This window comes from Streptomyces sp. GL_141, from assembly GCF_057834385.1.
On the sequence record NZ_CM174402.1, the window covers coordinates 2092298 to 2118656 of the forward strand.

Sequence of the window (26359 nt, forward strand, 5' to 3'; positions counted from 1 at the left end):
GTCTCCGGCCGGATCAGTCCGGATCAGTCGAGGTAGTCGCGCAGCACCTGGGACCGGGACGGGTGGCGGAGCTTCGACATGGTCTTCGACTCGATCTGGCGGATGCGCTCACGGGTGACCCCGTAGACCTTGCCGATCTCGTCGAGCGTCTTGGGCTGACCGTCCGTGAGGCCGAAGCGCATCGAGACCACGCCGGCCTCGCGCTCGCTCAGCGTGTCGAGAACCGAGTGCAGCTGCTCCTGCAGGAGCGTGAAGCTCACGGCATCGGCCGGCACGACCGCTTCGGAGTCCTCGATGAGGTCGCCGAACTCGCTGTCGCCGTCCTCGCCGAGCGGGGTGTGCAGGGAGATCGGCTCGCGGCCGTACTTCTGGACCTCGATGACCTTCTCGGGGGTCATGTCGAGTTCCTTGGCCAGCTCCTCCGGGGTGGGCTCGCGGCCCAGGTCCTGGAGCATCTGGCGCTGGACCCGGGCCAGCTTGTTGATGACCTCGACCATGTGCACCGGGATGCGGATGGTGCGGGCCTGGTCGGCCATGGCGCGGGTGATCGCCTGCCGGATCCACCAGGTGGCGTACGTGGAGAACTTGTAGCCCTTGGTGTAGTCGAACTTCTCCACGGCGCGGATCAGACCCAGGTTGCCCTCCTGGATCAGGTCCAGGAAGAGCATGCCGCGGCCGGTGTAGCGCTTGGCGAGGGAGACCACGAGGCGGAGGTTGGCCTCCAGCAGGTGGTTCTTGGCCCGACGGCCGTCCTCGGCGATGATCTCCAGCTCGCGCTTGAGCTTGGGCGCCAGCTTGTCGGAGTTGGCGAGCTTGTCCTCGCCGAAGAGTCCGGCCTCGATGCGCTTGGCGAGCTCGACCTCCTGCTCGGCGTTGAGGAGGGGGACCTTGCCGATCTGCTTGAGGTAGTCCTTGACGGGGTCGGCGGTGGCGCCGGCCACGGCGACCTGCTGGGCCGGGGCGTCGTCCTCGTCGTCCGAGATGACGAAGCCCTTGCTCTCGGCGCCTTCCTCCTCGTCCTCGGACTCGGCCTTGGCGGCCCCGGGACCGTCTTCCGTGGACTCCTCGTCGCCCGCTTCGTCGGAGTCCTTCTTGGCGGCGGTCTTCTTCGCCGCGGTCTTCTTCGCCGCGGTCTTCTTGGCGGGCGCGGCCTTCTTCGCCGCCGTCTTCTTCGCCGCCGTCTTCTTGGCGGCGGGCTCGGTCGCGGTCCCCTCCGCGAGGGCTTCGGCGTCGATGCCCCCCGGTTCCGCCGCCTCGGCCACCGCGTCCGGTTCGGCCGCGGCGGGCGCGGCCGCCGCCTTCTTGGCGACGGGCTCGGTCGCCGTCCGCTTGACGGGGCTCTTCGCTGCGACGCTCTTGCGGGTGGTGCGCTTGGGCGACTCCGCGGCACTGACCATCAGCGTCACACCCTCTTCCTCGAGGATCTGGTTGAGGCTGCGCAGAACATTCTTCCACTGGGTCGCAGGAATCTGGTCAGCCTCGAAGGCCCGACGCACGTCATCGCCGGCGATCTGCCCCTCGGCCTTGCCTCGCTCGATGAGCGCCATCACAGACTCGGAATCGGCGATCTCCGGCGGGAGCGTACGGGATGTGCTGGCCGACACGAACAACCTCTCGGAACGATGGAAACGGCTTCCGACCCCGGCCTGGTGGTGCTGGACCGGAGCCGACGACCACCGACTGGGGATGGGCCGGGGGCGCGGGCAGGGGCCGGGGAGCTGCACAGCACCCCCAAGGGCTGCTGTCTTCCCTCCGTCGGCCATCACCTCTTAGGTCATCGCGTGACCTCGCGGAGCGTTACGCCCAATCTTCGTGGCCCGAGTCACACCCCGTTTGATGCCATGCCGGTCATACCGTTATTTCTGCACGTCCGGTGTGCCCGAACACGCCCCGTTTCGCGGGCCGGACGACTCCCCGGAATCGGTGTCCCGGCGGCCGTGGGCCGGAGCCGGGAACCGGCCGGGGCGCTCAGCACCCCGGCGGGGAGCCAGACTCCGCTGCCGCCGGACCCTCCCCGGACTCCGTCCGGGGGTTCCGCCCGGGACCGGCGGCCCATTCGGCACTCCCACGCCACGCCCGTGCCCGCACCCGCGCGCTGCGGTCCGTCAGTGCTCGCGCGGGGCGGGGACCACGCGCTCGACCTCCGGATGCACCGTCAGAAGCTGGCGCATGGCGTTCTCCGCGCCCACCGCGTCGCCGGCGGCGAGGCACTCGACCATGCGCGCGTGGTGCGCGACGCAGGTCTCGCTGGGGCGGTCGCAGGAGGTGATGGGGCTGCCGGACACCTGGAGGGCGGCGGAGACGATGCCGGAGAGGTGCTCCAGCATGCGGTTGGCCGCGACCTGGATGAGCAGGGCGTGGAACTCGTTGTCCGCACGCGCGAAGGTGATCGAATCGCCCTGCCCGAGGGCGTGTCCCATGATCTCGACCATGTCGGCGAGGCGTTGCTGGATCTCCGGTCGGCCGTGGCCGGCGGCGAGGCGGGCGGCGAGCGGTTCGATGGTCCAGCGGAGCTCGCCCAGCTCACGGCGCTGGTCGTCGCGCTGCGGGCCGAAGGCGCGCCACTCGATGATGTCGGGGTCGAGCAGGTTCCAGTCGGCGACCGGGCGGACCCGGGTGCCGACGTTGGGGCGGGCGCTGACGAGGCCCTTGGCCTCGAGGACGCGCAGGGATTCGCGAACGACGGTGCGGGAGACCTCGAAACGCTGCCCGATCTCCTCGGGGACCAGCGGGCGGTCCGCGCCGAGGTCGCCCGAGACGATCATCTGGCCGAGCTGCTGGACGAGTTGGCCGTGCAGTCCGCGGCCGCGGCTGCCTGCGGCGCGGCGGCCGACCCGGCTCAACTCGACGTCGGATCCGTCCCAGTGGGGCACTCCCACCCGGTCGGCCCCCGAGGCCTCCGGGTAGGGGTAGCGGTCGAGTTCGCCCGCGCCGGCGAGGCCGGAATCGGCATGGCGGGCGGCGGTCATCATGGTGTGCGCAAGGGTACTCACGAATCCTTTGTCGGCCGTGTCTCCGCGACCCTTGAGGTCTTTGGTGAAAAGCACACGAAAGGGTGATCGGTGCCACCTACGCAATTGACGACTTATCGTAAAGAACCGGGCCTTTTGCGGGGAGTTGCGGTCCGCCCGGCTTGATGTGAACCACAACGGTCCCGTTGGGTCCGGACCGGCACCGGAACGATCACCAACGATCCCTCACAAACGGACGCGGCCGCGCAGTCCTGTGAACCCATAGGCGCACAACAGGACCATCAGCGACAACACCAGGGCCGTGCCGACCGGTTGGGCCATCACCCGGATCGCCCCGAGGACCACCCGGTCCGCCTCCGGCGGCCACTGCGCCCAGGCAAGACCGCGCAGCCGCTCCGCGAGACCGGTGACCGGGTACGCGGACGGGCCGTCCAGGGCCTTGCGCACCAGCGGTACGACCATGACCGGTACGGCGAGCACCGCGGCCAGACCGGCGGAGGCGGACCGGAAGACGCCGGAGGCCAGGACGCCGGACCAGGCGCAGCCGATGAGCAGCCCCGCCCAACTCGCCGCCGGGGAGACCCACTCCGCGGGCGTACGGAGCGGCGCGCTGCCGAACACCAGTGTCAGGGCGGCGGTGTCGGCGGTCACGGCGAGGGCGCCGAGCAGCAGCGCCAGGGCGGCGCTGACGCCGAGCTTCGCCGTGAGCAGCCCGAGCCGGCGCGGGACGGTGCCGCGATCGGCGGCGAGCGCGGGGTAGCGATACTCCTCGCCGAAGGCCAGAGCCCCGAGCAGTCCGGCCCCGAGCGCCGCGGGCGGCAGCGGGAGCAGCTCCGGCCAGGCGGCGAGCAACCGGTTCTGCGAGGTGTGGCCGGCCCGCGCCAGCACCAGCGTGGTGACGACGGAGACGGCGACGACGAAGGCGGCGGTGAGCACGGGGGTGGCCGTGCCGAAGGTCCGGTGCAGCTCGTAGCGCAGGGGCCGCAGCGGGCCGCCGAGCCGGCGCACCGTCGAGACGGGCCCGCTCGACCGGGCGGGCCGGGCGGAGCGTGCGGGCCGCGCGAAGCGGGGCCGGTCGCCGCCGCCCGCTCCGGTCGCGGCCGGCGTTCCGGTCGCGGCCTGGGCCTGGTCCTGGGCCTGGTTCTGGGACCCGGATCCGGCGCGGTCCCGGGCGCGCGGCAGCGACGGCTGCGCTCCCGCATCGCCGGTCTCGTCGGCGAGTTGGTGGACGAGCACGCCGTGCCGGAAGGCCGCCTCGCCGACCTCGGCGCAGTTGCTGCCGTAGACGGACAGCCGGCTGCCGCTCTCCTCCACGATCTCCACCGTGCGCTGGGCGGCCCGCGCCTCCCGGCCCAGTACGTCGGCCAGCCGGGCGGCGTGCGGGGTGCGTACGGCGACCCGCGGCCTGAGCCTGGTCCGGGCGAACTCGGCGGCGTCCTGGTCGGCGACGAGCCGGCCCGCCTCGATGCTCACGACCCGGTCCGCGCTGCGGGCGGCCTCCTTCGCGTCGTCGGTGGTGAACAGCACCGCACCGCCGAGGGAGGCGTGGCCGCGCAGCAGCCCGTGCAGCCAGCTCCGTTCACGGGGCGAGAGCCCGGCGGCGGGCTCGTCGAGGAGGAGCGTGCAGGGGTCGGCGAGCAGGGCGGCGGCCAACGCGACCCTGCGCTCCATGCCGAGCGAGAGCGAGCCGAGCCGCTGGTCGCGCAGTCCCGCGACGCCGACGACCTCCAGCATGGCGTCGGCCCGCGCGGCCGGTACGCCGGCGGCGGCGCAGAGCATCCGCAGCTGGCCGCGCACGGTGCGCGAGGGGTTGCCGGGGAGGTCGCCGAGGAGCACGCCGACCTCGCGGCCCGGATGCGGGATCCGGTGCAGGGGGCGCCCGCGGAAGTAGGTGACTCCGCGGCCCGGTTCGAGTTCGAGCATGAGCCGCAGCGCGGTGGTCTTGCCCGAGCCGGGCTCGCCGAGCAGCGCGGTCACGCTCCCGGGGCGGGCCTCGAAGGTGAGGTCGTCCACCAGGGGCGGGTGGTTTCGACGGGGGGTGCTGGTGAGTCCGATGGCCTGGAGCATCGCTTCTCTCGCGGGGGGTGAGACCGCTCTGCGGCAGGGTGAATACCGCTAACAAGATAACGCGATATGTCCGATTTAAGGCGCAGGCCGTCGCGCATCGCGCCCGTGTCGGCGCCGGATCCGCCGGCCACGGCCGCGGGAGCCCGGGCACCGGCCGGGCCATCGGCGCGGGTGGCGCCCCGGGGATGGTGCGGGGCGCCCTGGCGTCAGACTTCCGGGCGCAGCATCGGCGGGTTGAGCAGGGTGGCCCCGCCGGCCCGGAACAGCTGGGCGGGACGGCCGCCCTGACGCGTCGTCGTGCCCCCGGCCGGGACCAGGAACCCGGGGGTGCCGGTGACCTTGCGGTGGAAGTTGCGGGGGTCGAGGGCGACCCCCCAGACCGCTTCGTAGACCCGGCGCAGCTCGCCGACGGTGAACTCGGGCGGGCAGAAGGCGGTGGCCAGCGAGGAGTACTCGATCTTCGAGCGGGCCCGCTCGACCCCGTCGGCGAGGATCTGCTCGTGGTCGAAGGCGAGTCCGGCGCCGGTCTGGCCGTCCGTGGACAGGAGTTCGTCGACGGGGGCCCAGCGCGCGCTGTTGGCATCGCCGCCGGCCCGGGGCGCGGGCAGATCCGGAGCGAGCACCAGATGCGCGACGCTGACCACGCGCATGCGCGGATCCCGCTTCGGATCACCGTAGGTCGCCAGCTGTTCCAGGTGCGCCCCGTTGCCCACGTCCGGGGCGGCCGGGTCATGGGCGCAGAGGCCGGTCTCCTCGGACAGTTCGCGGGCCGCGGCCGCCGACAGGTCCTCGTCCCCGCGGACGAAGCCGCCGGGCAGCGCCCAGCGTCCCTGGAACGGCTGCTCACCCCGTCGGATGACCAGCGCGCAGAGCGCATGGCGCCGCACGGTGAGCACGACCAGGTCGACGGTGACGGCGAAGGGCGGAAAGGCCGACGGGTCGTAGGGCGACATGACGCGATCATAGTCGTCTGCCTGACGATAAACAGAGCTTTCGGGATCTTCGGACCCGGGAACCGGAAGCCCCGGCCCGCTGCGGCCCGATCGGCAGGGCGCCTCCTACCCGCCCTACCCGCCCAGTTGGAGTGCATCGGCGGCCTCCTCCACCATGCCCAGGCCCAGGCGGCTGATCCGGACGGCGAAGGGTTCCCCCGAAACCTGCAGCCCGGAGAGGCGGAGCCCGCCGAGCGGAGCACCGGGGAGCGGTACGAGGGCGACCGTGCCGGCGGGGGCGTCCGGTCGGATACCGGCCAGCGCGGTCAGTACGTGGACCCCCGCGGCCGCCGCGACCGCCGCCGGCCGGCAGGCCGCCGGATGCGGAAGCGGAGCGCTGCCCTCGGTGCGCTGCTCGGCCGCGTACATCTCCGGGAGGCGGTAGCCGAAGCCCTCTGCCGCGTCCAGCATGCCCCGGAGCAGCCCCGTGGCCTCCTTCTCGCAGCCCGCCTGGGCCAGGCCGGCCACGGCGACCGCGCTCTCGTACGGCCGCACCGCGCCCGAGCGGTACCCGAACGGGTTGTGCCCCGGCTCGCGCACCGCCATGCTGCGCAGCCCCCAACCGGAATCCATGGCCGGGGCTCCCAGCAGCCGGGCCAGCTGCTCCGTGCGGACCCGGTCGAGCAGGCCGCGCGCGAGCCGGCCGCCACCGAGCAGCCCGGTGTCCAGCAGGTGGGCGGCGGCCCCCGTCAGCCGGGGCAGGGGCCGCCCGTCGGGATGGAGGGCCGCCGCGGGCCGGCCGCCGTCCGGGCCGTCGACCCAGAAGCGGGCTGCGAACCGCTCCCGCAGCGCGGCCGCCCGGTCCCGCCACTCCTCGGCTCCGGGCCGCCCGCACCCGGCGAGCAGGTCGGCCCCGAGGAGCAGGGCGCGATGCGCGTGGGCCTGGGTTTCACAGCGCCGTGGTCCCGGATCGGGATCGGCCAGGAAGCCGTCCTCCCCGAAGGCGCCCCGGATCCACTCCAGGCACCGCTCGGCGGCGGGGAGCAGCTGGGCCACCTCCGCCTCGGGCATCCCCCAGAGCCGGGCTTCGGCGAGCACCGCGGGGAAGGCGAGCGTCGCCTCGGTCCCGGTGCATCCCGGGGGCAGCTGCGGTCCGGCTCCCCGGAGCGGCCCCGGGATCTTCCCCGCGTCGGCGCCCCGCCCTCCGGTCTGGGTCCGGGCCAGGATCCGCAGGGTGGCGGCGGCCAGTCCGGTGCCGAGCGGGAGCGCCATGCGGGCGGCCCACAGGGACTCCGCCGGGGCCAGCCCGAGCCGCCACGGCACTCCGGCCGCCGCGTAGCTGTCGGCCGGCTGCTTCGGATCCCTGAGCAGCAGGGCGCCCAGGTCCTGCACGCTCGTGCGCAGCCATGCCTCGGCCCGCGGGTCGTCGCCCTCCGCGCGAGCGTCGTCGGACAGCGGATTGGCCACCTGTCCGGCGGGGGCCCGGGCCCCTCGGTCCCGGGTGGTCCGCAGCTCGATGGTGCGGGACTCGCCGGGGCGCAGTTCGAGCTGCCAGCGCAGCAGCCCGGCCGAGGCCAGCGCGTCGTCCGGAGGCGGCTCGGCCGCGGTGACGGCCTGGGCCTCGCCGTTGGTCCAGCGCAGCCCGGCGGCGTGCACCGCCGCGGGCAGCTCGGGCCCGGCCCGGCCGGCGGCCACGTCGGCCAGCTCCGCCAGGTCGGTGCCGAGCGAGACCTCCACCGGGATCCGCAGCGGCCGACCGGTGAAGCTGCGCAGGGTGATCCGCTCGGTGCCGTCTGCGTGCCGGATCCGCTCGACTCCGACGTCGGGATCGGGCCCGGGCTCCGCCCCGGTCCGGACGGTCGCGGTGAAGGAGGCCCGGTCGGCGCCGAGGCTGCGGCCCTGGACGGCGACCGGATCCCGGCCGGCGACGCGCAGCACGCAGCGGGACAGCAGCCGGAGCCCGGCGCGGTAGATCCCGTCGGCGCCCCGCCCGGTGAGCTGGCCGTGCTCGGGCGAGATGACCAGGCAGGGCGCGGAGACGCAGATGACGGCACCGTGCACGGGTGGCAGGTCGGCCCTGCGGGAGGGGGCTACGCGGGCGGGGGGTACGGGGTGAGACATGGGTCGCCTTGTCTGCGCTCCGGGTGGATCGGCTGGGCGGCGGCGCGGCCGGATCCCCACCACCCCCCAGCGCAACGCCCCCGCCCCCGCCCGGGTCACGGGCCCCGGAGGGGGCTGCGCCCGGCGGAGCACCGGCCTTCGCGGGGCCGGCCGCCGCAGGACCGCTCGCACCCTTTCCCGCAGCCACCCCCGGATCACGGACCCGCACCCCTCGCCCCAGCCGCCCACCCGCACCGCACAGCCATCTCCGCCCCGGCCGCTGGCCCGCTCCCGAACCCGCCTGCGGTCCGCAACCCGGCCCGCATCACAGCCCGCAACCCGGCCCGCGGCCCCGCCCGCAGCCCCGCCCGTAGCCCGGCCGGCAGCCCCGCCCACATCCTGGCCTGCGACCCGGCCCCGGCCCCGGGCCGTGTCCCGGCCCCACCCGCGCTTCACTGCTCGCTCCCCGCGGTGCTCCCGGACTCGCGGCGGCCGCTCGCCCTGCCCGAACCACCCGCACTGCCCGCACTGCCCGCACTGCCCGAACTGCCCGCCCTGCCCGGGCGGCCCGGCGGCCTGGTGGCGGAGCCCGCCCGCCGGGATCCTGCGGGCAGCCTCCCGCGGCGCGGCTCCCGGCGCCGCCGCTCCTCCCGCAGGCACTGCCGCAGCCCCTCCGGGTCGATCCCCTCGTTGCACGCGTGGTGGAGCAGCTGCGCGAAGCGGTACCCGTCGTCCGCCCGCAGGGCCAGCCCCAGGGCGATCCTGGCCGTCGGCTCGTCCCCGGTGGACCAGGAGACCCAGCCCGCCAGGGTGAGGGGAGCCGCCGCGTGCTCCCCGTAGGCCCCGACGCAGCGCCGGGCCAGGGCGCGCCAGAGCCGCAGGGCGGGGGCCGCCTCCTCGCCCTCCATCCACTCGGCGGCGATGTCGCGGACCTCGCGGTCCTGGAGCCCGAGGATCAGCGAGGCGGCCTCGTCGTGGCCCAGTAGCCCGTCGTCCCAGGCATCGGCTCCGGAGCCGCCTTCGGACGGCGGTGCCAGGGTCATGCGCTGGATCAGCGCGCGGGCGAGCAGGACGGTCTCGGCCCCCACCTCCTCCCGGGTGGCCCCGTCGAGGATCTTCGGCACCAGCGCGACGGCCGCCCGGTCCAGGGCCCCTTCCATCTCGCCGGCCACCGTCCCGCGCAGCGGTGTCAGCCTGCGCTCGATCTCCCGGAGGGAGCCGCGCACCTGGAGTCCCGCGAACGTGGCCGCTGCCGCCATCACCGAGGTGCCCGGCGCGGCCAGCGCGGTGCCCTCGGCGGGACAGCACCGCCCGTCGGGGCAGCAGTAGGACCAGTACCGCCCGGCGGAGAGGCACAGGGCCTCCAGTACGGGCACGTCCAGGGCCCCGCAGGCCCGCCGGATCCGCTGGGCGAGCGGGCGCAGCCTGGTCATCACCCGCTGCGCGCTGTCGCCGCGGTGCGGGTCCTGGCAGAGGAAGACGATGATGCCGTCGGGCCTGGATCCGCGCCGCACGCTGCCGCGGATCAGACAGTCGGCGACCTGCCGGGCGGTGTCCTCCCATTCCTCGGGGGCTGCCGGGATGCCCACCCGGAGCCGGCCGCCGAAGCGCCCGGCCTCCCCGTGGACGGCGACCATGACGAGGGAGTCGCTCGGATGGAAGCCGAGCATGTAGGGCAGCGCGTCGGCCAGTTCGGCCGGACTGCGCAGCATGATCCGGGATGCGTCGACGCCTCCGGACGAACCGGTGGACGATTCGGATGAGGAGGCCGAGGACGAGGAGGACGAGGAGTCGGACGGGATGTGTGCTGCTTCGTGGTTGTTGTTCGTCATGTCCCGAAGGTCCCGTGTCCGACAGGATCCGGAAACCCCTGTGGATAACCCACGGCAGCGTGCCGGCGGCGCCGTGGGGCGCCGCCGGCACAGGAACACGATCAGGAACACGATGCGTTTTAGCGCGGCTCGTAGACCCGCTTGTGCCCGAACAGCCCGGCCAGCCGGTACGGCCCGGTGGTTTCCCTCGGCGCCGGGTAGTCGCCGCCGTCGACGGGAAAGGCCTGCTCGTGGCGTTCCCGGTAGTCGGCGTAGCCGATGTCAAGGCGCCGGGCGATCGCCTCGCGGTGCTGCTCGGACCGCAGGTGCGCGCGGTAGCCCGGGACGGGGATGCCGGCGAAGAACTCGGCGACGCTGCCCGACCCGTAGCTGAGCAGGCCGATGGCCTTGCCGGTCAGATCGTCGGCGTTGTCGAGCAGCGCGGCCAGCCCGAGGTACACGGACGCGGTGTAGCTGTTGCCGATGTCCTCGTTGTACGCCGTCGTCTGCCCGATGGCGCGGATGACCTCGGCCTCGTCGACTTCCCGCCCGCAGCTCTCGAGCAGGGCCCGGTGCGCCTTGTAGGCCATCTTCGTGAACGGCTGGTGGTAGCAGAACGCCGCGAACTCCTCGAACGCGCGGCCGCCTTGCTCGGTGTAGTCCTTCCACGCACCGTCCATGGCCTGCAAGTACGCGGAGACGGACTCCTTCCCGTCGACCAGGGCGGTGGTGAGATAGTTCGGCCGCCAGAAGTCCATGATGTCGGCGGTGAACACCCCGGACGGTTCCTCGATGCGCACCAGATCGGGGTCCGCGCTGATCAGCATGGCCACCGCCGCGGCCCCCTGGGTGGCCTCGCCCGGCTTGTCCAGCTCGTACTTCGAGACGTCACCGGCGATCACGAGGACCTGCTGCGAGGGATCCCGGTGGACGAGCCCGATGGCGAACTGCAGGGCCGCGGTGCCGCCGTAGCAGGCCTGCTTCAGCTCGACGACGCGGGTGGCGGAGGGCATCGACAGCAGCGAGTGCACGTGGATGCCGGCTGCCTTCGCCTGGTCGACGGAGGACTCCGTGGCGAAGATGACCGTACGGATCCGGTCGGCGCCGTGCCGGGCGAGGATGGGGGCGGCAGCGGCGGCCCCCATCGTCACGATGTCCTCGTCGGCGGCGGGCACGCTCATCGACCGCTGGCCGATGCCCACGTGGTACTTGCCCAGTTCGGTGCCGTTGTGGGCGGCCAGTGTCTCGTGGGTCAGGACGAGCTGGCCGGTGGCGAAGGAGAGGTCGTGGATTCCGACCGCGAGATCCCTGGGCATCTCTACCGTCCGATCTTCGCGGTCGAGTTCTTGCGCTCCAGTGCGACGTGCGCCCGCATGAGTTCGCCCGGATTGGTCTGCGCCGCCATGAGGGAGAGCTCACCGCACAACACCGTCGCGGCGATCATGACCGCGAGCCGCCGTGCGTTCTCGCCGGGCTCGCGCTCCTCGCGGCAGCCCAGGCGCACCAGGTTCTCCTCGACGAAGTCGAGTCCCTTTCCGTTGCCGACCGTTCCGACGATCAGGTTCGGCAGGGTGCAGGAGAAGTACAGGTCGCCGTCCCGGTCCTCGGCGACGGTCACGCCCTGGGAGCCTTCGACGATGTTGGCCGCGTCCTGGCCGGTCGCCAGGTAGAACCCGAGCAGCATGTTCGCGTAATGGGCGTTGGCGGATCGGATCCCGCCGGCGAGCAGGGTGCCGATCAGGTTCTTGCGCACGTTCAGCTCGGCTATCGCGGCGGCCGAGGTGTGCAGCACGTCGCGGACGATCTCGCGCGGTACGAGCAGCTCGGTGACCACGTTCTTGCCACGGCCGAGGATGCCGTTGATCGCGGTCGCCTTCTTGTCGGTGCAGTAGTTCGCGGAGATCGAGCCGTACGAGATCCCCGGAATGGCACCGAGGATGTGCTTCAGGAGCGCATCCGCGGCCAGGGTCGCCATGTTGTGCCCGGAGGCGTCGCCGGTGCTGAACTCGAACCGCAGGAAGAGCAGGTTGGCCACGATCTCGTGGCGGAACCCGATCAGTTCGACGAAGCGGCCGCAGGTGCGGACGACGGCGCGCAGCTCGTCGAACCGGGCGTCGACCTCGAGCGCCGCCAGGTACGCGGTCTGCGCGTCCTTGGCCGTGACGAGCACCGAGCGCGTCATCCGCTCGTCGATGAGGGTGGCGACGATGCCCTGCTCGACCAGCCTGGAGATCTTCGCCCCGCGGTTGACGGAGGGCCACAGGGGCGACTCGTACGTGGCGAGCGGGACCTCTGTCTCGACGTTCGCCACGTTCCCCGAAATCCTCAGGGGGCCTACCCATTTCATGGGAACGCCGGCGACCGCGTGCGTGTCGTTCATCGGATGTCTCCAACCGTTTCGTGAGCGGTGTCGTGGGAGTGGGAGTCGGCGTGGGAGTGGGAGTCGGAGTGCGAGTGGGAGTCGGAGTGCGAGCGGGAGCGGGTGGCCAGCCGGCGGGTGTCGATCCCGCGGTCGGCGCAGAAGGCGCGCAGGTCGCCGTGGACGAGTACGTCGCACCGGCTCAGATCGGCCGGGGTGCGCGCGCCCAGCGCGGTCATCAGGGCTTCCACCTGGTCGAGCCACGTGGTGATCTGCGCGATCAGGGCGGACGGGCCGCCGTCGAGAACGGTCCGCAGGAAGCCTCCGGACACGCCCACGGCGGCGGCGCCGAGCGCCAGTCCGCGCACCACGTCGAGCGGGTTGCGGACCCCACCGGACGCCAGTACCGGGATGGCGGCGTTCTGGGAGTCCAGCAGGCAGGCGGGGGCCGACTGGCCCCAGCCGTTGAGGTAGGCGTAGTCGGCGTGCTTGCGCCGGTCGTTTTCGATGCGCGCGAAGTCCGTGCCGCCGCGGCCGGCGACGTCGGCCACGCGCACGCCCATGTCGCTCAGCGCCGCTATGGTCTCGCGGCTCAGTCCGAAGCCGACTTCCTTCACGATCACCGGTACGTCGGGTCCGACCGCGTCCGCGATCTTCTCGATCTGCGGTCCCCAGGAGGAGAAGGAGCGGTCGCCCTCCGGCATGACCGTTTCCTGGATGACGTTGAGGTGGATCTGCAGGGCGTCCGCCCGCAGCAGGTCCACGGCCCGCCGCGCCTTCTCCACGGAGGCGTTGGCGTTGATGTTGGCCATGACGAACCCGTCCGGGTTCTCGCGGCGCAGCACGCCGAAGGTGTCGGCCACGGCCTCGTCGGCGAAGTACGCGCTCATGGAGCCGGTCGCGATGGGCACGCCGGTCTCCCGGGCCGCGATCGCCAGATCCCGGTTGATGGCGCCCGTCCGCACGCTGCCACCGGTCATCGCGTTGATGTACAGCGGCACCTTCCATTCCATGCCGCCGAACCGCGTGACCAGCGAGGCGTCGGACCGGTCGATGCCGGCCAGCGCGTGGTGGACGAAGGACACCTCGTCGAACTGGTTGTATCCGCCCAGGTGGCGTTGTTGCTCGGCGGCGAACCGCACGTGGTCGTCCTTGCGCTCAGCGATCATGCTGCGCTCCCTTTCGTCGACTGGAGATGGATCGGCACGGGGAGCACCCCTGCGGCGGCCCATTCCTTGCGCAGGTGCGAGATCTGCTCTTCCGCCGTGGCGTCCAGCAGCGCGATGCCGCAGTCGCCGCCCCCGGCACCCGACGGTTTCCCCGCGCCGCCGACGGACTCGGCGGCATCGCACAGCGCGGTCAGTGTGGTGGTGAAGATTCCGAGCCGGACCTCTTCGTCCAGTTCGGCGAGCATCCGGCGGGCGCCCCGGACCTGCCGGAGCAACTCGGGGCCGTCGCCCCGTTCGAGCGCGTCGGCCGAGGCGCGCACGCACGCGTCGCTGCGTTCCACGAAGCTCCGCTGGGACGCGCTGCCGTGCCACGCGCGCCGTCCGAGGCTCCCGACCAGCGAAGCCGTACTGGCCGGCCGGCCGGTCCAGCCCACTTCGACCGCCAGGCCACGGGGCGACGGCAGCCGTCGCAGACCGAACCCCGGCCACGGCGCGCGGAGCGACTCCGCGATGCCCCGGCGCCGCAACAGGTCGAGTACAGCGGCCCGATCGGGCGCTTGGTACTCGATCCACCCGCCCCAGACGCTCGCGGCGAGATCGCCGCCGGAGGAACGGGCGTCGAGCCGCGCCGTCGCGAGCATCGCGAGCCGGAACCGCTCCTCGTCCGACAGCTCCAAGCCGTAGTACGCGGCTACGGCGGACACCGAGGCGACCGTCACCGCCCCGCTGGATCCCAGGCCGAGCTTGGTTCCCTCGTGGTGCAGGCGACTGCTGATCGAGACCTGGACGGGGGCCGCGGACAGCCCCTGCTCGGCCAGCAGCCCGTCGACCACGTCGATCGCCGACACCACGTGGGTGAGCCCGTCCCGCACTCGCTGATCGTCGTCCGCGCCGAGTGCGACGAGCCCGCCGTCACCCCGGCGCAGTCGCGCCCCTCCCGGGCAGAGGTCGGAATCGATCTCTACGTCGGCGCCGCCGCCGGGGTGGGCTGCCGATACGGTGACGCCGACCTGCCGGTCGACGGCCGCGAGGATCGCCGGGTGACCTGGCTGCACGACCGCGTACTCACCGACGATGAACAGCTTGCCGGGTGCATACCGGGTCACGGCTCCCGTACCGGCCACGGTTCTCGTACCGGCCGCTCTGCTCGCACCGGCCACGCTGCTCGGGCCGGTCACTGCTCGTCCGCCGCCCGCAGCCGGGCTCCCGGCCCGCGCCGTGCGGTGAGCACCGAGCATCCGGGGGCGGCGGCCAGCAGCGTTTCGGCGACCCGGGGCGCGGCCTCGGGGTGGCAGAGCACCTTGACGTTGGGTCCGGCGTCCATGGTCGCGTAGGCCGCCACGCCGTCCTTGCGGAGCTCCAGGACGCTGTCGAGCACGGCCACCGTGGCCGGTGACAGGTAGCGCACCGCCGGCCGCGCGGCCAGCATGGTCGCGTGCATGCCGAGGGCGTTGCGCTCCGCGATCTCCCCCACCGCTTCGAGGTCGCCGCGGAGCAGCGCGGCGCGCATGTCGATCAGGTCTCCCTTGCTCGACGTCGCCCAGGCCTGGTAGAGCGGCGAGGTCTCGACGGTCCGCCGCATGGCCGCCCGGCTGGACACGGCCTTGGGGCCGGCGTTGACCAGGGCGACCACCAGGGCGGGGTCGAAGTCGGGGAGGGGCACCGGCTCGGCATAGGAGCTGAGGTCCGCCGCCTCGCCGACGCCCTGGCCCGCGTGGCACAGGGCGAAGCCGCCGAAGATCGACCGGGAGGCCGACGCGGAGCCGCGCCGGGCGAGGCGGGAGAGGGCGGTCGGGTCGAGGTCCAGCCCGTACGCGGCGGTGGCGGCGACGGCGAGGGCGGCGAAGCCGCTCGCCGACGAGGCCAGTCCCGCCCCGGTGGGGACGGCGTTGCGGGTGTCGACGGCGGCCCGTTCGGTGCGGCCGGCCAACTCCCGTACGAGATCCAGGAAGACGACGACGCGCCGGTGCGGCTCACCCTCGGCGGGCCTTCCGTCGAGGATGACGCTGTCGGCCCGCGCCTCGGGGTCGAGCCGGACCGTGGTGTGCGTCGGGAAGACGTCCAGGGTCATCGACAGGCTGTCGACGTACGGGATGACGAGTCCCTCGTCGCGCTTGCCCCAGTACTTGATGAGCGCGATGTTCGGATGGGCGACGGCGGTCGACCCGCGGCCGAGGAGGCTCTCCTGCGTCAGCCCCACGCTGTGGTCAATCGTCATGGTGTGCAAACCTTCCCGTCGGGACTACCCAGGTACGGACGGCGCCGGCTTCGTGGAGGCTCCGCACGGTCGCCTCCGCCTGGCGCGGCTCTGCGGCCAGCGCGATCACGCAGCCGCCCAAGCCGCCGCCGCTGATCTTGGCGCCCAGGCCGCCGGCCGCGAGAGCGGCGTCGACCAGCTCGTCGATCCGGTCCGTACTGAGCCCCAACTCGCGGAGCAGCTGGTGGTTTTCTGTCATCCGAGCGCCGAAGTCGCTCGTGCGGCCGTACTCGAGATCACGTGCGGCGGCGCGGGTCAGGCGCGAGACGCCGACGATGAAGTCCGCCTGCGTGTGCGCGCTGCGCTGGAACTTCCGCCACAGGAGCTCGACCGCTTCCTTGGTACTGCCACTGACCCCGCTGTCCGCCAGGACGAACAGCCCGTCGAACGCGTAGGACCGGCCTTCACCGGCGTCGCCGTCGGCCCGCTCGGGGGATTCCGCGGGGGCGTGTCCCGGCATGGGGACGGGCAGTTCCCGGGCCCCGCCGGAACGGAAGAGGAGGGGGGACGTCGCGCCGGTGGCGAGCGCGTCGATACCGCTCGACCTGCCGTGCGCCACCTTCTCCGAAGCCTGTACGAGATCGAACACCTCGCGGGCGTCCAGCCGGCGATCGAAGAGGTCGGCCAGGGCCAGCACGGCCGCCCGGGCGCAGGCGGCGCTGGAGCCGAGCCCACGGCCCTGCGGGATCGCGCAGTCGATGATCACGTCGACACAGACGTGGCCGTCGACACCCGTGATCGCCTTGAAGTCCGGGAGCAGGCACCGCAGGCCGTCCGCGGCCAGCGGTGTGACCGCCCCGGGCCCCGGGCCCGCCATGGCGAAGGAGATCCTGTCCGCGCCGTGGTCGGAGCAGCGCAATCGCCTGGCGGTCGCGGTCACCGGCAATTGCGGGACCGGAATGGCCAGTGCCGGTGCGCCGTAAACGACGGCGTGCTCGCCTAGCAGGATGGCCTTTGCGTGGGCGCGCCCCCATCCGACCCGTCCGTCTTCGAGGTCCGCGTCACCCGCGGAGACGGCGTGGTCGGCGAAAGCCTGCGCATTCGTCAGGGTCATCAGCGAGCTCGCTGCGTGGCATTGATCGCCATCATGGCGAGCTGGTCCTTTGCGGGGGCGGTGGCGCTGCTGGATTCCAGTACGCCCATGGCCCGGTCGGTCCGGTGCGCGATCTGGCGCTCGATCTGGTCCACGGCGCCGACCGTGACGAAGATGTCCCGAAGGGCGTCGATCTCGTTCTCGGAGAGCTCGGTGCCTATCTTCGCCCTGAGGAACCTCGCCGCGTCCGGATCGCATTCGTCCGCTTGTTTGAGCGCCGTCGCGAGCAGCACCGTGCGCTTTCCCTCTCGAAGGTCGTCGCCCGATGGTTTTCCCGTCACCGTCGGGTCGCCGAACACGCCCAGCAGGTCGTCCCGGAGCTGGAACGCGATTCCGATGTCCGCCCCGAACGCCCCGTAGGCGGCGACGAGGTCCGCCCCCGCGCCGGCGATCGCGGCGCCGAACTGCAGCGGGCGCTCCACCGTGTAGGAGGCCGTCTTGTACTGGTTGACGCGCAGGGCCGCATCGACGCTCTCGTCGTCGCTCGCCTGGTTGATCACGTCGAGCAGCTGGCCGTACAGGACTTCCGAGCGCACCGCGGACCACACCGGCCCGACCCGGGCCTGCGCCTCCGCCGACAATCCCGATGCGCGGACCATGACGTCGGACCAGGTCTGGGCCAAGTCGCCGACCAGGATGGCGGTTCCGGTCCCGAAGGCCTCGGGTGCTCCGGAGAAGCCCCGGGTCCGGTGCCGCGCGGCCAGCGCCACGTGTGCGGCGGGACGGCCGCGGCGGGTGTCGGACGCATCGATGATGTCGTCGTGTATCAAGGCCGACGCGTGCAGCAGTTCGAGCCCTGCGCAAGCGGTCAGCACCGCCGTGGCGTCCGGATCGTCCTGGTCGCCGCCGGCACCGAGCCAGCCCAGCCAGGCGAAGACCGGCCGGACTCGCTTGCCGCCGCGCAGGACGTAGTGCTCCAGCTCGGCGACCACTGCCGCGAAGTCCTGGCCGAGCGCGTCGGCTTCGGCCCGGCGCTGGCCGAAGAACTCAACTATCGCGGCGTCGATGGCAGTCGTATCCACGGCTGCCCCGAGATGACTGACGGTCATGCTCTCTTCTCCCGGTCGATGTGACGGTCATTCTCATCATCAATCTCGTACTTGTACTCGCATGTGCACGAATTCGCCGAGATCACGTCACCCGAGTCCGGGCCGTCAGCCCTTTCCGAATACACATCGGCCTCGCCGATTTCCGCAGAAGCCCATCCATGGCCTTAAGCCACCCCACACGTGATCAGCATGCTTCGATGTTAGCCACGGGGCGTCAACCTGCCCACTACTCAACCGAGTAGTGCCCACTGACAGGGGAAGTGCGCGTACGGGAGGGGTCCCACTCAACCGAGTGAGACATTCCCTCTCAGGGAAATGCGGGAGCATGTCGTGTCACGATGAGCCGACTTCTCGAATGATTGTCCCGACAACACGGGGGCGGCCATTCGAACCGCCACCTCACCACGGGAGTCACCATCCGATCCATCCGATCCATCGGAATCCTCGGTACCGGCGCGCACCTCCCGCCGACCGAAGTCTCCAACGACGAGATCGCCGAACGGGCCGGGGTCACGGACGAATGGATCGTCCGCAAGACCGGCATTCGGAGCCGCCGCCGGGCGGATCCCGGCCAGGCCACTTCCGACCTCGCCGCGGCGGCTGCCGTCCGGGCTCTCGAGCAGGCGGGTGTCGGCCCCGAGGAGCTCGCCTACATCGTCGTCGCCACGTCCACACCCGATCACCCGCAGCCGTCCACGGCGAGCATCGTCCAGCACCAGCTGGGGGCGGTGAACGCGGCGGCCTTCGACCTGAACGCGGTGTGCAGCGGTTTCGTGTACGCGCTGACGGTGGCCGAGCGGATGCTGTGCACCGAGCCGGGCGAACGCTACGGACTGGTCATCGGCGCGGACATCTACTCCCGGATCCTCGACTACTCCGACCGCCGGACGGCCATCCTGTTCGGTGACGGCGCCGGGGCCGTCGTCCTCGGCCCGGCCCCGAACGACCGCGGCATATTCGCCACTTCGCTGCTCACCCGGGGCGACCAGCACGAGCTGATCAGCGTGCCGGCCGGCGGCAGCCGGACCCCGACCACCGCCGGGACGCTGGACGAGGGCCTGCAGTACTTCCGGATGGACGGCCGGCGGGTCCGCGAGTTCGTGCAGGACAACCTGCCCGGGGCCGTGGGCGACCTGCTGGCGGGCGTGGGGCTGGACCCGCGCGAGGTGCGTCACGTCGTCGCCCACCAGGCGAACGCGGTGATGCTCCGGGAGGTCTGGCCCTCGCTCGGACTGCCCGAGGCCAGCTTCCACCTGGCCCTGGAGACCTACGGCAACACCGGCGCAGCCTCCGTACCCATCACCCTCGACCTCGCCCACCGCGACGGATCCCTCGCCGACGGGGACGTGGTCCTGCTCACCGGCTTCGGCGGCGGCATGTCCGTGGGATCGGCACTCACCCGCTGGCTACCCACCCGGCACGCGGGACCGGCCAGGAATCCGGCCTACGCCGCGGCCCCCGTGCGGTCGAGGTGAGGGCCCGGGGCCCGCGTTCTACTCGCCTTCGATCGAATAGATCGCGGCCCTGCTCGAATAGCTCGCGGCTCCGCGCGCCAGTTCGGCGCGGGTGTTGATGTTCAGCTTCCGGTAGATCTTCCTGAGGTGGTAATTCACCGTGTGCGCCGACAGGTGGACCCGTTTGGCGATCTGCTGGTTCGTCATCCCCGCGCTCACCAGATACGCGATGCGCCGCTCCGTGTCGGAGAGACCGGACCAGCACGCGGAATTGAGCGGTGCCGCCGCTTCCTCGGGCTTCGCCTGCGCGGGATCGGCCTTCGCTCCGTAGATCTTGGCGAGTTCCTCCGTCGCGAGGGCGACCGAAAGCGGGTCCGGCGACTGGGCGATGATGCGCGACAGTACGGACGGATCTCCACTCACCAAGGCGTTCGCGTGCAGGGCACTGAGGCCGAGCACGGAAATGCCGGGGTTGTCGCCCGCGAGGCCGTCGACGGTTTCGAGCACGCTGTTCTTGAGAGGGGTGTCCCCCACGTCCAGCGCGAGGCGGACCAGGAACGCGGCGGCGGCCGGATCCTCGATGTACAGGCTCCGCTGCGTCGGCAGATGGCTGTATTTGTCGGAGAACAGCTCGACGGCCGCCCGCGGACCCTCCCTTTTCACCGCGATGCGCACGTCCGTCCAGGCGTACTGCGGCGAGTAGAGCACCGCCTGGTCCGTCTCGAACTCGCCCTGCACCCTGTTCAAGTATTCGGTCGCCGCCGGCAGATCCCCCTTGTAGAGGAGGATGGTACTGAGCACCGAGCACGCAAGGGGCCGGAGCATCGCCACCGCGTCCCGGTCGACCGCGGTGGTCGCCAGCTCCGCCTGGCGGCGGGCCTCTCCGACGCGTCCCGCCTGGAGGAACAGCCGGGCGCGCATCGCCGCGGGCGCGGCGTCCCAGACGCGGGTGCCCAGTTCGCGCAGGCCGGCTTCCGCGTCGTCGATCAGCGACTCGGCCTTGTCGAATTCGCGCAGGTTGGCGAGCTTCCCGGCCAGTGCCAGCCGGAAGTGAAGGCGCCACACGGGATCCACGCCGTCGCTGTACCGCACCGCGGCCCGCCCCAGACTGAGCCCCTCGCCCAACTCCCCGGCGCGCCAGCGGGCATTGGACAGCGCCGTCAGCGCCATCAGCCCGGCAACGTCACCCGGCCCGGCTCCCTGTTCCCGCAAGATCCGCGCGGAGCGCTTCTCCGCCTCCTCCATGCCGAGCAGGGAGTACCCCAGGATCACGGAGGCTTCCGCGTCGAGCCGGGCGGAGGCCGAACTCGTGGAGCTGGAGAGAACGCGCTCCGCCGTGCGAATTCCGGCGGTCGCCTTTCCGTCCATGATCAGGCCGTGGGACTTCGAGTAGACCTCGCCCGGGTCACCCGCGGCCTCCCGGGACGGTTCGGCCGGACGGTCGGCCACCCACAACGGGTGCCCGGCCACCCAGAACTGCCGGTCGTGCGACGGCGCGTGCCTCCTGGAATGACCCAGCGCCTCGCGCTGCAACGCGCCCCGGGCGGGAGCGGGGATCGACTCGATGACCCCCGTCAGGAGGAAATCGCTCTGGAATACGAGTTGGTGTTCCGCCGCGACGACGAAGCCCGAAGAAATCGCTTCATCCAAGGACGAAAGCAGACTGGCCGCGGATTTGTCCAGCATTCTGGACACGTCCTCCAGCATGAAGGACCTGCCCAATACCGCGGCGACCTTGAGGAATCGCTGGCAGTCCATGCTGAGATCACCGAGCAAACGCTTCACGAATGACACCACGCGGCCCGGGACCCTGCGCTCCGTCAGCCCGACCGTTCCGCCGTACTCCTTTACGAGCCCTTCCTCCATGAGCCCGGTCGCGCATTCGGCAAGCAATCGAGAGTTTCCGCCGGCGTCGGCCGCGAAGTCGAGCAGCCCCTGGTCCGGTTCACCTCCGAGGATGTCCCGCAGGATCTGTTCGCCCACGATGTCTTCACGCCGGGCCGGTATTGCGCCGTTGACCATGGCCTTCAGACCGCGACTCTCCATTAGCAATTTCATTGCCATGACCCCGGCTTTCCCCCGTATGTAGTCCCGGCACCCAAGAACGGCCTGTCGGCATTGTCTGCACAGAAGGCTCGACCCTCCTGCGAGGATCTTACGAAGCCCGGTCCGGTCTTGACTTGGCAAACGGTTGCCACGGACTCCCGCATTAATGCGCTGTACACCTGCCCGGCGGCCGGGGGTGGCCGCCGGGCAGGTCCGGACGTACGAGCGCTGCGGGCGCCGGGGGCGCCGAGGCCTCTTGGGGCTCCTGGGACTCCGGGAGCTCCGGGGTTCTTTCAGCCCGCCAGGGCCAGGGTCAGGGGGAGCACCTGGTCGGCACCGCTCTGGCGCAGCAGGCGTGCGCCCACGGCCAGGGACCAGCCGGAGTCGGCGTAGTCGTCGACGAGCAGGACCGGTCCGGGGGTGGCGGCCAGAGCGGCGGCCAGTTCCTCGGGGACGGCGAACGAGGCGGCCAGGGCGCGCAGCCGCTGGGCGGAGTTGCTGCGGTGTGCGCCGTACTCGCCGGCCTGCGGGGTGTAGGCGAGGCTGCCCAGCAGCGGGAGCCGGCCGACCCGGGCCAGGCCCTCGGCGAGCGAGCCCACCAGCTGCGGGCGGGAGCGGGAGGGCATGGCCACGATCCCCACGGGCCGGGCCATCGCCCCACCGGCCCAGCCGCCCGGCGACCGGGCCCAGTCGGCCACCACCGTCACCACGGCCGCCAGCACGTCGTCCGGAACCGGGCCGTCCGCGGCCTGCTCCGACAGCAGCGGGCGCAGCCGGTTGCCCCAGCCGATGTCCGACAGCCGCCCCAGCGCGCGTCCCGTGGCCGCCTGCTGGCCCGCGGGGATGCGGCCCTTGAGGTCGACGCCGACCGCGGGCATGCCCGAGGGCCACATGCGGCGGGGCTCGACCTCGACCCCCGGGCGGTCCAGCTCACCGGTCGCCGCGTCGAGGGCCCCGTGGGACACGGCGGGATCGAGCCAGGGCCCGGCGCAGGAGTCGCAGCGGCCGCAGGGCGTCGCCTTCTCGTCGTCGAGCTGCCGCTGCAGGAACTCCATCCGGCACCCCGTGGTCGCCACGTAGTCCCGCATGGCCTGCTGCTCGGCCTGCCGCTGCCGGGCCACCCACTCGTACCGCTGCGCGTCGTAGGCCCACGGCTGTCCGGTGGAGGCCCAGCCCCCCTTCACGCGCTTGACCGCGCCGTCCACGTCCAGGACCTTGAGCATCGTCTCCAGCCGCGAGCGCCGAAGATCCACCAACGGCTCCAGCGCCGGCAGCGACAGCGGACGGCCCGCCTGCTCCAGCACGTCCAGGGTCCGCCGGACCTGCTCCTCGGGAGGGAACCCGACCGAAGCGAAGTACGCCCAGATCGCCTCGTCCTCCCGCCCCGGCAGCAGCAGCACGTCGGCGTGGTCCACGCCGCGTCCCGCACGCCCCACCTGCTGGTAGTAGGCGATCGGGGACGAGGGAGAGCCCAGGTGCACCACGAACCCCAGGTCCGGCTTGTCGAAGCCCATGCCCAGCGCGGAGGTCGCCACCAGCGCCTTCACTCGGTTCGCGAGCAGATCCTCCTCGGCCTGCAGCCGATCGGCGTTCTCCGTCTTCCCCGTGTAGGAGGCCACCGGATACCCGCGCTGCCGCAGGAACGCCGCGACCTCCTCCGCGGCCGCCACCGTCAGCGTGTAGATGATTCCCGAGCCCGGCAGGTCCCCCAGCCGCTCCCCGAGCCACGCCAGCCGGTGCGCCGCGTTCGGCAGCTCCAGGACGCCGAGCCGCAGGCTCTCCCGGTCGAGCGGGCCGCGCAGGACCAGAGCGCCCCCGCCTCCCGTGCCCAGCTGCTCGGCCACGTCCGCGGTGACCCGTGCGTTGGCCGTCGCGGTGGTGGCGAGCACGGGCACGCCGGGGGCGAGCTCGGCGAGCATGGTGCGCAGCCGGCGGTAGTCGGGGCGGAAGTCGTGGCCCCAGTCGGAGATGCAGTGGGCCTCGTCGACCACCAGCAGGCCGGTCGTGGCGGCCAGCTTGGGCAGGACCTGCTCGCGGAAGTCCACCGAGTTGAGGCGCTCGGGACTCACGAGGAGGACGTCGGTCTCGCCCCGCTCGACCTCCCCGTAGATCGTCTCCCACTCCTCCGGGTTGGCCGAGTTGATCGTGCGCGCCTGGATCCCGGCCCGCGCCGCCGCATCGACCTGGTTGCGCATCAGCGCCAGGAGCGGCGAGATGATCACGGTCGGGCCCGCGCCGCGACGGCGCAGCAGGGCCGTCGCCACGAAGTACACGGCCGACTTTCCCCACCCCGTGCGCTGCACCACCAGGGCCCGCCGGCGCTCCTCCACCAGGGCCGACACCGCCTGCCACTGGTCCTCCCGCAGCCGCGCCGAGCCCCGCGGGGCACCGACCAGCTCAGCGAGGATGGCATCGGCTTCAGCGCGGAGCTCCAGGTTTTCCATGCCCCCATGCAACCCGATGCCTAGGACAATCGGCCAATTCACCCAGCGTGACGTGCGGCCCACCACCCGTCCGCCGCGCCGCGCGAACACTGCGGCGGACCGGCCGCCGAGGAGGTGTTTCCCCTGGTGCCCGTGGTCCGGCCCTGCCCGAATGAGTCATCTTCGGCGTGGCGGGGCAAGGATATGAACGGCATACCGGCGAATTCCGGTCGGCGGCTCCAATTGCTCGTTGCCGCATGCTCACGGGCCACGCGAGAATTGTCTTGCTCCCGCTCGGCTCGACGGCGCATCCCTGGGCCGTGCCGCGGCGCGCCCGCACTCCAGCTGTGCCCGTACGCGGGCGTGTACCCGAAGGGAGGACCGTGACCTTCGGATTCGCCCCGCCCTCGACCACGTCCCTGACCATGGCCACCGGCGGCGCCAGCCGGCACGGCAGGCTGCTGGAACCCTCCGAGTGGACGGCGTCGGGCGTGCCGCTGCTGCGCAACCCGCGCGAGGTCGTCAGCGGACTGCATTCACGGCACGGTCCCGTCCCGTCCACGGCGGTGATCGCCGTGCTCGGGCCCGAGGAGCGGCTCGTGGCCAGCGCCTCCTTCGTGCAGCGCTCGACCGCGGCCGACGGCTGGGAGTACCGCAACGCCCTGCTCTCCCGGCTGCGCCGGGTCATTCCGCACGACCTGCGGCGACGGACCCCGGTACGGACCGCCGTGCTGCTGTTCTGCCGCGACGGCGACGAGCGCTGGACCGAGGAGGACGGGGCCTGGATGTGGGGGCTGCGGGACGCGTGCACCCTGCACGGGCTGCGCTGCGGCGCCTACATCACTCTGACCCGGGGCGGCTGGCAGGTGCTGGGCGAGGGCCGCGGCGGCCGGAGCCCCAGCTCGGAGTCCCGGCCCGAGCGCCTCGGCGATGCACCGTCCGAGTTCGCCCCGCTCTCCCTGCGCAGCGGCGGCGGGGCCTCGGAGGCCCTGCGCCGCACCGCCGCACGCTGAGTCCGTAGCGCCGCACGCGCGGCCCGGACCCGCCGGACCCACGGAGCCCGCAGGGCCGCGTACCCGGGAACGACCAACGGCCGTACACCCGGAACGGGCGTACGGCTGGTCAGGCCTCGGACTTCGGCAGGGCCGGCCACCGGCCCGCCCCGCCCGTCGACCGTGCGGGGGTACGGAGCGTCAGACGCCCGCGCCCAGCACGGAGTTGATCTGCTGCGGCTCGCCGCACACGATCAGGAGCGCACCGGCTCGCGCGAGCGCGACCGGGAGGGCTCCGGCGGCCGCGTCGACGGGTCCGCCGTTGGCCGCGAAGACCACGACGGGACGGCCGGCAGCGCGCTTGACCTGCGCCGCGTCCGCGTAGAAGACGTCGTCCCCGGCATCGTGCAGGGCCCAGTACGCGGCCTCGCCGAAGGACAGCTCGTGCGCGGCCCACGGGTGCGGGTCGCCGGTGGTGAGCACCAGGATGTCACCGGGCGCCCGCCCGGTGTCGAGCAGCAGGTCCACAGCCTCTTCGGCCGCGTCCAGCGCGCCCTCGGCGGATGCCGGGATCAGCTGGACCTGCGGGACGGCCGCCGAGACCGAAGGTGCGGTGGCGGCTACGGGAACGGGGGTGGCCTGCGGTTTCCGCGGCGCGGGCGGCGCGGGCCTGGGGGCGGGACGCGGACCGGGTACGGGGCGGGGGGTCTGCGCGGTGCGGCTTACGGCCGGCGTGACGCGGGGACCCTGGGCACTCTCGTGAATCTGAGGCTCCTCGGGGGCGGGGGTGAGAGGCATGAGCTGACAACTATCAAACACCGGTGCGAAACGTACCGGTTGGTGGCACGTACGTGCGATCAGAAATCGAAGCCGAGTTGGCCTCCGTTTTCCAGTTCCATCGATTCCTCGCTGCGGCGCACCTTCTTGAGGTGGCTCCAGCGGGGCAGCGCGTCGAGGTAGGACCAGGAGAGCCGGTGGTACGCGGTCGGCCCCCGCTCCTCCAGTGCCGCCCGGTGCACGGGCGAGGGGTATCCGGCGTTGGCGGCGAAAGCGAAGTCCTCGATTCCGCCACCCTGTTCGCCGATCTCGGCCATCATCCGGTCGCGCCGGACCTTGGCGATCACCGAGGCCGCGGCAACGGCGACGCAGGACTGGTCACCCTTGATCACCGTCCGGACCTGCCAGGGCGCACCGAGGTAGTCGTGCTTGCCGTCGAGTATCACCGCGTCGGGCCGCACGGGCAGCGCCTCCAGGGCGCGCACCGCGGCGAGGCGCAGGGCGGCGGTCATCCCGAGCTCGTCGATCTCCTCGGGGGACGAGTGGCCCAGGGCGTAGGCCGTGACCCAGTCCTCCAGGACGCCGACGAGCGCGTCACGGCGCTTGGCGGTGAGCAATTTGGAGTCGGTGAGTCCCGCGGGCGGCCGGCGCAGGCCGGTGATCGCCGCGCAGACGGTGACGGGACCGGCCCAGGCCCCTCGTCCGACTTCGTCGACCCCGGCGATGACCTTGGCGCCGGTGGTCGCTCGGAGGGAGCGTTCGACGGTGTGAGTGGGTGCTTCGTACGGCATGGCGCCAGCAAGGTTACGCCGCCCCGGGCCGCCTGCACACCCCGCCCCCTCCCCGCCGCGCCACCGC

19 protein-coding genes are annotated in these 26359 nt (G+C 72.4%); 2 read left to right on the forward strand and 17 right to left on the reverse strand.

Annotated features, from left to right (window positions below; translation table 11 throughout):
- Positions 1–23: 23 nt before the first annotated feature.
- From AC3IX6_RS08825 to AC3IX6_RS08885, 13 genes are all read right to left on the reverse strand, one after another.
- Positions 24–1610: an RNA polymerase sigma factor gene (locus AC3IX6_RS08825; protein ID WP_489369672.1), complete on the reverse strand. Its 1587-nt coding sequence runs from the start codon at positions 1608–1610 to the stop codon at positions 24–26.
- A 495-nt stretch (positions 1611–2105) separates the two neighbouring features.
- The gene (locus AC3IX6_RS08830; protein WP_489369673.1) at positions 2106–3047 is read right to left on the reverse strand and encodes a FadR/GntR family transcriptional regulator; all 942 of its coding nucleotides are present in this window, start codon (positions 3045–3047) and stop codon (positions 2106–2108) included.
- 150 nt (positions 3048–3197) lie between these two features.
- On the reverse strand, positions 3198–5039 hold the full coding sequence (locus AC3IX6_RS08835; protein WP_489369674.1) for an ATP-binding cassette domain-containing protein: 1842 nt from the start codon (positions 5037–5039) through the stop codon (positions 3198–3200).
- Between the two features lie 206 nt (positions 5040–5245).
- Positions 5246–5992 (reverse strand): NUDIX hydrolase, encoded by a 747-nt coding sequence (locus tag AC3IX6_RS08840; RefSeq protein WP_250748883.1) that lies wholly within the window; start codon positions 5990–5992, stop codon positions 5246–5248.
- Between the two features lie 114 nt (positions 5993–6106).
- Entirely contained in the window at positions 6107–8092 is a 1986-nt protein-coding gene (locus AC3IX6_RS08845; protein ID WP_489369675.1) for a glycogen debranching N-terminal domain-containing protein, read from the reverse strand.
- 431 nt (positions 8093–8523) lie between these two features.
- Positions 8524–9783: a DUF4192 domain-containing protein gene (locus tag AC3IX6_RS08850; RefSeq protein WP_489371378.1), complete on the reverse strand. Its 1260-nt coding sequence runs from the start codon at positions 9781–9783 to the stop codon at positions 8524–8526.
- Positions 9784–10022: 239 nt separating this feature from the next.
- On the reverse strand, positions 10023–11198 hold the full coding sequence (locus tag AC3IX6_RS08855; RefSeq protein ID WP_489369676.1) for a hydroxymethylglutaryl-CoA synthase: 1176 nt from the start codon (positions 11196–11198) through the stop codon (positions 10023–10025).
- A 2-nt stretch (positions 11199–11200) separates the two neighbouring features.
- A complete protein-coding gene (locus tag AC3IX6_RS08860; RefSeq protein ID WP_489369677.1) occupies positions 11201–12262 on the reverse strand; it encodes a hydroxymethylglutaryl-CoA reductase in 1062 nt (353 codons plus the stop codon).
- Positions 12259–13410, reverse strand: a complete 1152-nt coding sequence (gene fni / locus AC3IX6_RS08865) for a type 2 isopentenyl-diphosphate Delta-isomerase (RefSeq protein ID WP_489369678.1) — start codon at positions 13408–13410, stop codon at positions 12259–12261. Before fni ends, AC3IX6_RS08860 begins: the two co-directional genes overlap by 4 nt.
- Positions 13407–14516, reverse strand: a complete 1110-nt coding sequence (locus tag AC3IX6_RS08870; RefSeq protein ID WP_489369679.1) for a phosphomevalonate kinase — start codon at positions 14514–14516, stop codon at positions 13407–13409. The genes fni and AC3IX6_RS08870 overlap by 4 nt, the downstream gene beginning before the upstream one ends.
- 68 nt (positions 14517–14584) lie before the next feature.
- Complete coding sequence (gene mvaD / locus AC3IX6_RS08875; protein ID WP_489369680.1) at positions 14585–15628, reverse strand: diphosphomevalonate decarboxylase; 1044 nt, start codon at positions 15626–15628, stop codon at positions 14585–14587.
- Positions 15618–16721 (reverse strand): mevalonate kinase, encoded by a 1104-nt coding sequence (gene mvk, locus AC3IX6_RS08880; RefSeq protein WP_489369681.1) that lies wholly within the window; start codon positions 16719–16721, stop codon positions 15618–15620. The genes mvaD and mvk overlap by 11 nt, the downstream gene beginning before the upstream one ends.
- Positions 16721–17809, reverse strand: coding sequence for a polyprenyl synthetase family protein (locus AC3IX6_RS08885; RefSeq protein WP_489369682.1), 1089 nt, complete (start codon positions 17807–17809; stop codon positions 16721–16723). Before AC3IX6_RS08885 ends, mvk begins: the two co-directional genes overlap by 1 nt.
- 359 nt (positions 17810–18168) lie before the next feature.
- Between AC3IX6_RS08885 and AC3IX6_RS08890 the strand changes: the two genes are divergently transcribed.
- A complete protein-coding gene (locus tag AC3IX6_RS08890) occupies positions 18169–19284 on the forward strand; it encodes a 3-oxoacyl-ACP synthase III family protein (RefSeq protein WP_489369683.1) in 1116 nt (371 codons plus the stop codon).
- Between the two features lie 18 nt (positions 19285–19302).
- On the opposite strand, the gene AC3IX6_RS08895 is transcribed toward AC3IX6_RS08890, so the two are convergent.
- Positions 19303–21327 carry a LuxR C-terminal-related transcriptional regulator gene (locus tag AC3IX6_RS08895; protein ID WP_489369684.1) on the reverse strand — a complete coding sequence of 675 codons (2025 nt, stop codon included), beginning with the start codon at positions 21325–21327 and terminating at the stop codon, positions 19303–19305.
- Between the two features lie 275 nt (positions 21328–21602).
- A complete protein-coding gene (locus AC3IX6_RS08900; RefSeq protein ID WP_489369685.1) occupies positions 21603–23753 on the reverse strand; it encodes a RecQ family ATP-dependent DNA helicase in 2151 nt (716 codons plus the stop codon).
- A 362-nt stretch (positions 23754–24115) separates the two neighbouring features.
- Between AC3IX6_RS08900 and AC3IX6_RS08905 the strand changes: the two genes are divergently transcribed.
- A complete protein-coding gene (locus AC3IX6_RS08905) occupies positions 24116–24745 on the forward strand; it encodes a hypothetical protein (RefSeq protein WP_489369686.1) in 630 nt (209 codons plus the stop codon).
- A 180-nt stretch (positions 24746–24925) separates the two neighbouring features.
- On the opposite strand, the gene AC3IX6_RS08910 is transcribed toward AC3IX6_RS08905, so the two are convergent.
- On the reverse strand, positions 24926–25522 hold the full coding sequence (locus AC3IX6_RS08910; RefSeq protein ID WP_489369687.1) for a hypothetical protein: 597 nt from the start codon (positions 25520–25522) through the stop codon (positions 24926–24928).
- A 59-nt stretch (positions 25523–25581) separates the two neighbouring features.
- Positions 25582–26292 carry a ribonuclease HII gene (gene rnhB / locus AC3IX6_RS08915; RefSeq protein ID WP_489369688.1) on the reverse strand — a complete coding sequence of 237 codons (711 nt, stop codon included), beginning with the start codon at positions 26290–26292 and terminating at the stop codon, positions 25582–25584.
- Positions 26293–26359: the final 67 nt, after the last annotated feature.